The organism is Bacillota bacterium, from assembly GCA_024655925.1.
Taxonomy (GTDB): Bacteria; Bacillota; DTU025; order DTU025; family JANLFS01; genus JANLFS01.
This window is the reverse complement of sequence record JANLFS010000024.1, coordinates 25,467-32,676: the sequence shown is the minus strand read 5'-3', so window position 1 is coordinate 32,676 and position 7,210 is coordinate 25,467. Positions and strand designations below refer to the sequence as shown.

The 7,210-nt window shown below is 61.0% G+C and carries 8 protein-coding genes; 7 read left to right on the top strand and 1 reads right to left on the bottom strand.

Going from position 1 to position 7,210, the window contains the following annotated elements; genetic code table 11:
- Window positions 1-346 (bottom strand): type III pantothenate kinase (locus tag NUW23_05475; protein ID MCR4425628.1); only part of this gene is annotated, 346 nt, incomplete at its 3' end.
- A 98-nt stretch (window positions 347-444) separates the two neighbouring features.
- Here NUW23_05475 and NUW23_05470 point away from each other — a divergent pair.
- From NUW23_05470 to NUW23_05440, 7 genes are all read left to right on the top strand, one after another.
- Window positions 445-1,185 (top strand): ZIP family metal transporter, encoded by a 741-nt coding sequence (locus NUW23_05470; GenBank protein ID MCR4425627.1) that lies wholly within the window; start codon window positions 445-447, stop codon window positions 1,183-1,185.
- Between the two features lie 114 nt (window positions 1,186-1,299).
- Window positions 1,300-2,376: a LysM peptidoglycan-binding domain-containing protein gene (locus NUW23_05465; GenBank protein ID MCR4425626.1), complete on the top strand. Its 1,077-nt coding sequence runs from the start codon at window positions 1,300-1,302 to the stop codon at window positions 2,374-2,376.
- Window positions 2,377-2,535: 159 nt separating this feature from the next.
- Window positions 2,536-3,378, top strand: a complete 843-nt coding sequence (locus tag NUW23_05460) for an ATP-dependent Clp protease proteolytic subunit (protein MCR4425625.1) — start codon at window positions 2,536-2,538, stop codon at window positions 3,376-3,378.
- Window positions 3,379-3,423: 45 nt separating this feature from the next.
- Window positions 3,424-4,737, top strand: coding sequence for a polysaccharide deacetylase family protein (locus tag NUW23_05455; GenBank protein ID MCR4425624.1), 1,314 nt, complete (start codon window positions 3,424-3,426; stop codon window positions 4,735-4,737).
- Window positions 4,738-4,740: 3 nt separating this feature from the next.
- Window positions 4,741-5,421: a GNAT family N-acetyltransferase gene (locus NUW23_05450; protein MCR4425623.1), complete on the top strand. Its 681-nt coding sequence runs from the start codon at window positions 4,741-4,743 to the stop codon at window positions 5,419-5,421.
- A 14-nt stretch (window positions 5,422-5,435) separates the two neighbouring features.
- Entirely contained in the window at window positions 5,436-6,290 is an 855-nt protein-coding gene (locus NUW23_05445) for an HDOD domain-containing protein (GenBank protein MCR4425622.1), read from the top strand.
- A 106-nt stretch (window positions 6,291-6,396) separates the two neighbouring features.
- Window positions 6,397-7,203: a hypothetical protein gene (locus NUW23_05440; GenBank protein MCR4425621.1), complete on the top strand. Its 807-nt coding sequence runs from the start codon at window positions 6,397-6,399 to the stop codon at window positions 7,201-7,203.
- Window positions 7,204-7,210: the final 7 nt, after the last annotated feature.

Here is a 7,210-nt window from a genome sequence, read left to right as displayed (position 1 = left end):
CGACGGCATTTACGATCCTGTCTGCCCCGATTTCCTTGGGGTTCTCGTACCTGATGATTATCCCCGTCTTGATTCCGGGTTCTACGTTTATTGGGCGGCACCCAAAGTACTTCTCCGTCATCCTCTCGAACGTCGCGATCACGGGGGGAACGACTGACGACATTATCACGCCTCTTATTTCATCTTTGGGTATTCCGCGGAAAGCGAGGAGTTGGAGGAGGAGCATGCCGTACTCGTCCGCCGTCTTTTGCCGGTCCGTGGCAATCCGGAAGTCCGCAAGGAGTTCGGGGCCTTTGTAGACTCCGACCACAATATTCGTGTTCCCAACGTCCAATGCCAATATCATCAAATCAGCACCCCAGCGATAATTATAGCACACGGGCAGAGCTTTGACAGGCCTGTCCCGGCAGCTTAGAATACTGTGTGGAAGAAAGGGGTGTGCCCTTGCAGCCTGTACTTCATGCAACTCTCGTAGGCCTCGCCGCCGGCGTGCTAGGCACAGGGGCGGGAGCCGCACTCACAGCAACCCTTGGCGTTCCAAGCAGGCGCATGCTCTCTGTTCTTATGGGTCTCGCCGGCGGGGTTATGCTGTCAGTCGTCTTCACTGAGCTGGTCCCCGAGGCGGTGGAAATCGGCGGGCTGATCTACGCATTTGCCGGGTTCATATTGGGCGTCGGAGCGATCGGCCTTGTCGACTTGATCACCCCCCATGTTCACATAGTCTCCGAGGATTGTGAGAGCGCTCGCTTCATACGCGCAGGGGTCCTCACCGGGATAGGAATCGCCATGCACAACTTGCCCGAAGGTCTGGCCATAGGGGCAAGCTACGCGCATGGGTCCTCCCTGGGGTTCTCGGTGGCTTTCACCATAGCTCTTCACAACATGCCGGAGGGGATGGCCATGGGAGCGCCAATGTGTGCTGCCAGGCTTGGGGGAGCTCGGATCTTCGCTTTCGGCGCCCTCGCGGGGCTGCCGATGGCTGTGGGCGCCCTGGTCGGTGCAGTGGCAGGAGCCGTCTCACCCGCAGTACTCTCCGTCTCCCTTGGGTTCGCCGGCGGCGCCATGGTTTTCATAACCGGGGACGAACTGATCCCCGATGCCCAGGAATTCGCCGTGGGACACTCAGGCACCTTCGGGATCGTCTTTGGGGTGTTGGCCGGTCTTCTTCTTTCCTATCTTCTGTAGCGTCCTTTCAGGTCAAGGCGAGTAGCCGACAAAGCGCCCCCTGTGGAACGTTCTGCGTGCCGCAAGCATAGTCTGTACCGCAGCGGTCGTTTGCACCCAGAGGAGGCGGTGCATGTGCACTATACGGTCAGAGACGGCGACACTCTGTGGCTGATCGCCCAGAAATTCGGTCTCGACTACCGATCCATCGCCCTCGCGAACTCCATAGCCGACCCCGACACGGTCGTTCCGGGTCAGGTCCTTCACATCCCGCGCAGAACAAGACTGATTGGGATTGTGCCGGATTACGCCGCCCATGAGGGGCTTCCCGAAGCACTCAGCAGCCCAGAGGCGTTTTCGGAGATAGTCTACACCTTTCTCAGGGTGCGCCCGGACGGCTCGCTCCTCCGGGGCACAGTCGATCCCTCGGTGCAGACTCTCAGAGCCTACCGGACAAGAGTCCTGGCGGGCGTGTCCAACCAGTCTGAGTCTGTTTACTCTACCGGTTCTCTCGACCACTGTCTTCTGGATCAGAACCGTCGGACCGTGCTTGCTTCAGAAGTAGTGGATGCGGTAGCCACAAATGCCCTAGATGGGGTGGTCCTCGATTTCCAGGCCCTCGCCCCGCGGCACGCTGACGCTTACACCTGCCTTGTACGGGAAGTAGCCACGCGGTTGAGGCGAATGTCACCGTACTACACTGTGGCGGTGTACCTGCCGTTTGGATCCCTGGACGGTGGGTTCGACGTCCCTTCTCTTGGGGATTGCGCCGACCTCGTCATGGTGGAAGGCTTCGAAAAAGGGTCACTGCATTTCGAGGGGCCGTCCACTCCACTCGGATGGCTCAGGGATACAGTGGCCCGGATGATGGACATCTTGGACCGGTCCAAGATCGTGGTAGCTTTGGGAGCCTACGGGCTCGACTGGGGCCCGCGGGGACCTGCAGTCTTCCTGTCATGCAACGAGGCGGAGTATCTGGCCCGGGGAACCGGGGCTCGGGTCGTGAGAGATGCCGAAAGCGGGTGTCAGTGGTTCCAGTACTCCGACAGGTCTGGACAGACGCATACTGTGTGGTTTGAGGACTCTTCCTCGCTAGCGGCTAAGATCGTCCTGCTAGAGGAGTTCGGCATCAGAAAGATCGCAATCTGGCGGTTGGGCACCGGCCCGTCGGATCTCCTGGCAGTATCGGCGCGGGCTGGGACGTGGTGTTGAGGTCTATCCTCCGCGTTGCGTTTCTCCGACAGGACCCGCGCCTCCGGCGACGCGGGCCCTGTTCATTGCCATCTACACCCCAGCCGCCGCTGTTGTGGCGTAGCCGGGGACAATTTATAATGGACTTAGCCGTGCTGCGGCCCGGAAAGGGGGACAGGCATGAGAGTATCGATTCTGGATGTTATCTGGATCCTCGTGATCTTCTGGAGTTTCTTCCCCATGCTCTCGCAGAGAAACCGGGACCTCTCCAGGTACCGGCTCATTCAGCGAATAGAGCGCAAGCGCAACTCGAGGGTCATAACGTTGATCCATCGTCAGGAGTCCATGAGCTTGCTCGGCATCACTTTCGCGAGAAGCATCAACATCGAGGACTCTGAGCAGATCCTTCGGGCGATCAGGATGACCGACGACGATGTGCCCATAGACATCGTACTCCATACCCCCGGCGGCCTGGTGCTCGCGTCTGAGCAGATTGCGAGGGCAATACGTAAGCATCCTGCAAAAGTGACTGTGTTCGTCCCTCACTATGCGATGTCGGGAGGCACCCTTCTCGCCCTTTCCGCCGACGAGATAGTGATGGACTCCAACGCGGTGCTAGGTCCTGTCGATCCGCAGATAGGCAGCTACCCGGCAGTGTCGATTCTGAACGCCGTCGCGCGCAAGCCCATCGCAGACGTGGACGACCAGACATTGATCCTTGCTGATGTGGCAGAGAAGGCCGTGAGGCAGGTCCGTGACCTTGTTTTGGAGATTCTCCGGGATAAGATGCCAGAAGACCAGGCTACTCAGGTAGCGGAGGCGTTGTCCAGCGGGAGATGGACCCACGACTACCCAATAACTTGCGACGAGCTTCGGAGCATGGGGCTTTCCGCGTGCAACGAGATGCCAGCGGAGATCTATGAGCTCATGGAGCTCTACCCTCAGCCTCCGTCCAGGCGGCCTTCAGTCCAGTACATACCGATCCCGTACGGGACGCGAGGCGATGAGCGCAGGCCAGACTGAGCTCGGCGCGACCAGATGGCAACGGATTGACGGGAGGTCGGACAGTTGCTGCGCCTTGACTCCTACCTTGTGCTCTCAGCAGTTGCCTACATCATCGGAGCAGCGCCTGGGCTCCCGCTACCCGCTTTTGCGTCCCACCTTGGGTCGAGGCATCCGTGGCTTTCGCCCGTGCTCCGCGGCCTGTTGGCCGAGGCCGCAGCGCGGACGTTCATAGGAACGCCGATCTCGACCGTGGTCGCAGGCCTCGCGGTGGTAATCGGAGCATCGTGGTCGTTCATGCGCCCCAACCGAGCCGGGCTTGTAGTCCCAGCCGCGATCGGCGCGGGAACCTTAGTTTCCCCTCTCGCCGCTTTCCTGAGCGGTGCCGTTGCCTTTCTGACCAGCCGGGTATTGCGGCCTCAGCGAGGTGCATCCATGCTGGTCCCCACTTTCGTGGGAGCGCTGCTCTACCCTCCGCTTGTGTGGTATTTCGAACGTTTCGACCTACATCTGGTATTCGCGGTGGTCCTCTCGCTCATAGCCATCTACAAGGTGCTCCCGGGGCTCCCACCGCGTGAGGCCGAGACTCCCGGCCTTCGGCGCCTGGCCATCTTCCGCGCTGTGATGGCCAGGGTCGCGGTGGGCGTAGTTCTCATGTCGCTGCTTGCCCTGTTCTTCTTCAACCGGTACGTGTACAAGGGATTTGGCTTGCAGGTTGAGATTTTCAGACGTGGCAGCGACGAGTTCCGCCTGGTGGCGCTCACATTCGACGACGGGCCCAACCCGGAGTACACCATCCCGATCCTCGACATTCTCTGCGACGAAGAGGTGCCGGCGACGTTCTTCCTCATAGGCTCGGAAGTGCTCAAGTACCCAGACATTGCCAGGCGTATCGTCGACGCCGGGCATGAGGTCGGGAACCATACACACACCCACCGGAACATGTTTGGGCTCCCGGCCGGTCCGATGCAGCACGAAATCGATGAAGCTGAAAAAGCCATAGAAGCGGCAACCGGAGTGAGGCCAACGCTTTTCCGGCCTCCCCGAGGGCTTTACGACAGCAGGCTTGTGGAGATGCTCCGTGAGAGAAGATACACCCTCGCGCTGTGGAGTGTGAGCTCCCGCGATTGGGCGGAGGTGACCGAGGCCAGCATGGTCCAACGTCTCACCAGAATCGTACGGAACGGAGACGTCATACTCTTCCACGATGGGGGAAGCCTCGTATCTAGCCAGGGTGGGGACCGGACCAATACCGTGTCGGCGCTCCCACGCCTGATCGCAAACCTCAGGCAAAGAGGGTTCTCCTTTGTTACTCTCTCCGACTTGATTCTGATCTCCGGATTGACCGGGCACGACGCAGACTTGAACGGAGGTGAGTGACACGTGGCCGTGCGCCCTGTCCGCGCCGACGATGTCCCGGCTGTCGCGCTCATTTTCCGAAAGGCGTTTCCAGAGTCAGTAGCCCATGTCTACGGAGGGATCGATCCCCCGGACGAAGGGCTCCGCGACATCTTCAGGTTCCTTGCGGGCGAGCTCCCTGACAATTTCCTGGTGTGGGAGGAGTCCGGCCGGATCTCTGGGTATGTGGTCGCACCCCGCACGATCTCAATGCTGTGGGCCCGGGCCCTCCTCCGCGGTCACCTCCTGGTCTGGGCGCGAAAATGGCTGTGCGGCGCCTACCGTCTTTCAATCTTCAAGGTCCTGAAGCTCATCGGGAACAAGATCCTCTTCGCCGGGTCTTCCCTGCGGCAACTGGCCGGGCGCCACGCTCAGATACTTTCCGTGGCCGTGGATCCGGAATCGCAAGGACGTGGCATCGGGCGCGCTCTAACGGCAGCCGCGCTCCAACTCCTGCGCACCCAGGGTGCGCCGGTCGTGAAGCTTGAGGTGCGCCCCTGGAACATCCCAGCCAGGCGAGTCTATTCGTCTCTTGGTTTCCAGGAAGTCGGCAGGTCTTTCGACAGCCAAGGCGAGTGGCTCATGATGGAGGCAAGGCTCAGCGCGGATTCGGCAACAGTAAACACCTTGGGCGGGCCGGCCGATGATAGATCTGTGAGAGACTGATCGGAGGTCCCGTTATGAAACAACTCTCCCTCACACAGCTCGTTGAAGCGGTGGAGGATCTGAAGCCTCTGCCGGCCATCGCAACCAGGGTGATCCAGCTGACTGAAGACATCGACTCAGACATCTCTGATATCGCCGACGCCATCTCGTCCGACCAGGCCATCACCGCGAGACTTCTCCGTCTGTCCAACTCGCCATTCTACGGTTTCGCTCGGAGAACAACTACCGTCAGAGAGGCCGTCGTGCGACTGGGGCTTGCTGCCATCCGTTCTCAGGTGCTCATCATAGCCTCTGGCGACCTGCTCCGGCGCAAGCTGGGCGGGTACTCCCTAGAGGGACTCGGGCTTTGGAGGCACTCTCTTGCTGCAGCTGTGTGCTCCAGGAAGCTTGCCGCGAGGGCTCGCTCTCCTCTCGGCGAGGAGTTCTTCACAGCCGGCCTGCTCCATGATGTTGGTAAGGTCATCCTGCACCAGCATGTCCGGAGTGCATATGAGGAAATCCTCGAGGCAGTCTCAACGTCCAAAGCGGCCTGGAATGAGGCGGAATCAGCCGTACTCGGCTTCGACCATGCGCTGGTCGGAGAACAGGTCGCGCTCAAGTGGAACCTGCCCCAGGTGCTTGTGGAAGCCATCAGGCATCATCATGACCCGGAGCAGGCCGATTCGGATGGACGCTTACATGCGTGCGCGGTTCACATCGCGGACGCGGTATGCCTCATGATGGGGGTGGGAGTCGGTGGGGACGGCCTGCGTTACCGGCTTTCCACCGGAGCTTTGGCGGCTCTCGGGCTTGAAGGCAGCGACATTCAGAGCCTAGTTGCCGACATGGTTCCTGCGCTCAGGGATCTTGAAAGTTACCTCGACATTTGACTCGACCAGGTGTGTGATGGGCATCACTGTCTGCGAACAGGCCAGGGACTACACTGGGATTGAGGCCCCAGTTGCGGGCAGTCCATTATCATGGAGGCGAGGTAAGATGAGACTGTGCAAGCTCGCTTCGCTGGTGCTGCTGGCAGTGGTCCTGGCCGCCCCAGCACGGGTGTACGCGACGGGCGCCACCCTGGACCCGAGCGCCACCAGCGCACAGGCGGACGAACAGCTCGAACACCCCATTCTGTTGCAGCGGGTCGCGGAGGCGTTCCCAGATCTCGGTCTCACCGTGGAAGAGCTCACGGCCTTCTTCGATTCAGGTTGGGGCATCGGGGAACTGGTAATCGCGGCGGTGATTGCGTCCCAGACCGCGACACCGTATGCCGACGTGCTGGCCGTGGCCGCAGACGGCACCGGGTGGGGCGAATTGGCCATGTCGCTGGGCCTGCAAGAACGAAACCTCGGGCAGGCGATCTCCGCTGTGGTCAGCCGCAGGAGTCTGCACGGGAAAGCGAGAGACGAGGAGCTTGCCGAGGCGGCGTGCTCGGACCTGGCAGCGGCCACGTGCGGGCTGCCCACAGCAGTCCAGGCACGCCTGCGGGAACAGTTCAAGGTCACACACAGGGAGATGCTGGTGGCAGCTATCCTGGTCGGGGCATCCGGGGACTCGGACGCTCTCCGTCTCGCACTCAGACTGAGGTCGGAGCAGAGATCATGGAACGAGATCCGCGCTCAGACCGGAAAACCGGACCACCCCGCTGGTAAGCCCGATCACGAGTCTGACACTGGCAAGGCCGGCGATGCTGGGCCGAAGGGCAGCGGCCGGGGTCAATCCGACACTGGCGGAGGTTCGGGTGAGCCCGGCCCATCAGGGGAGGGTAAGGACAAAGTCAAAGGCAAGCCAGGGAAGTAGCCCTCGG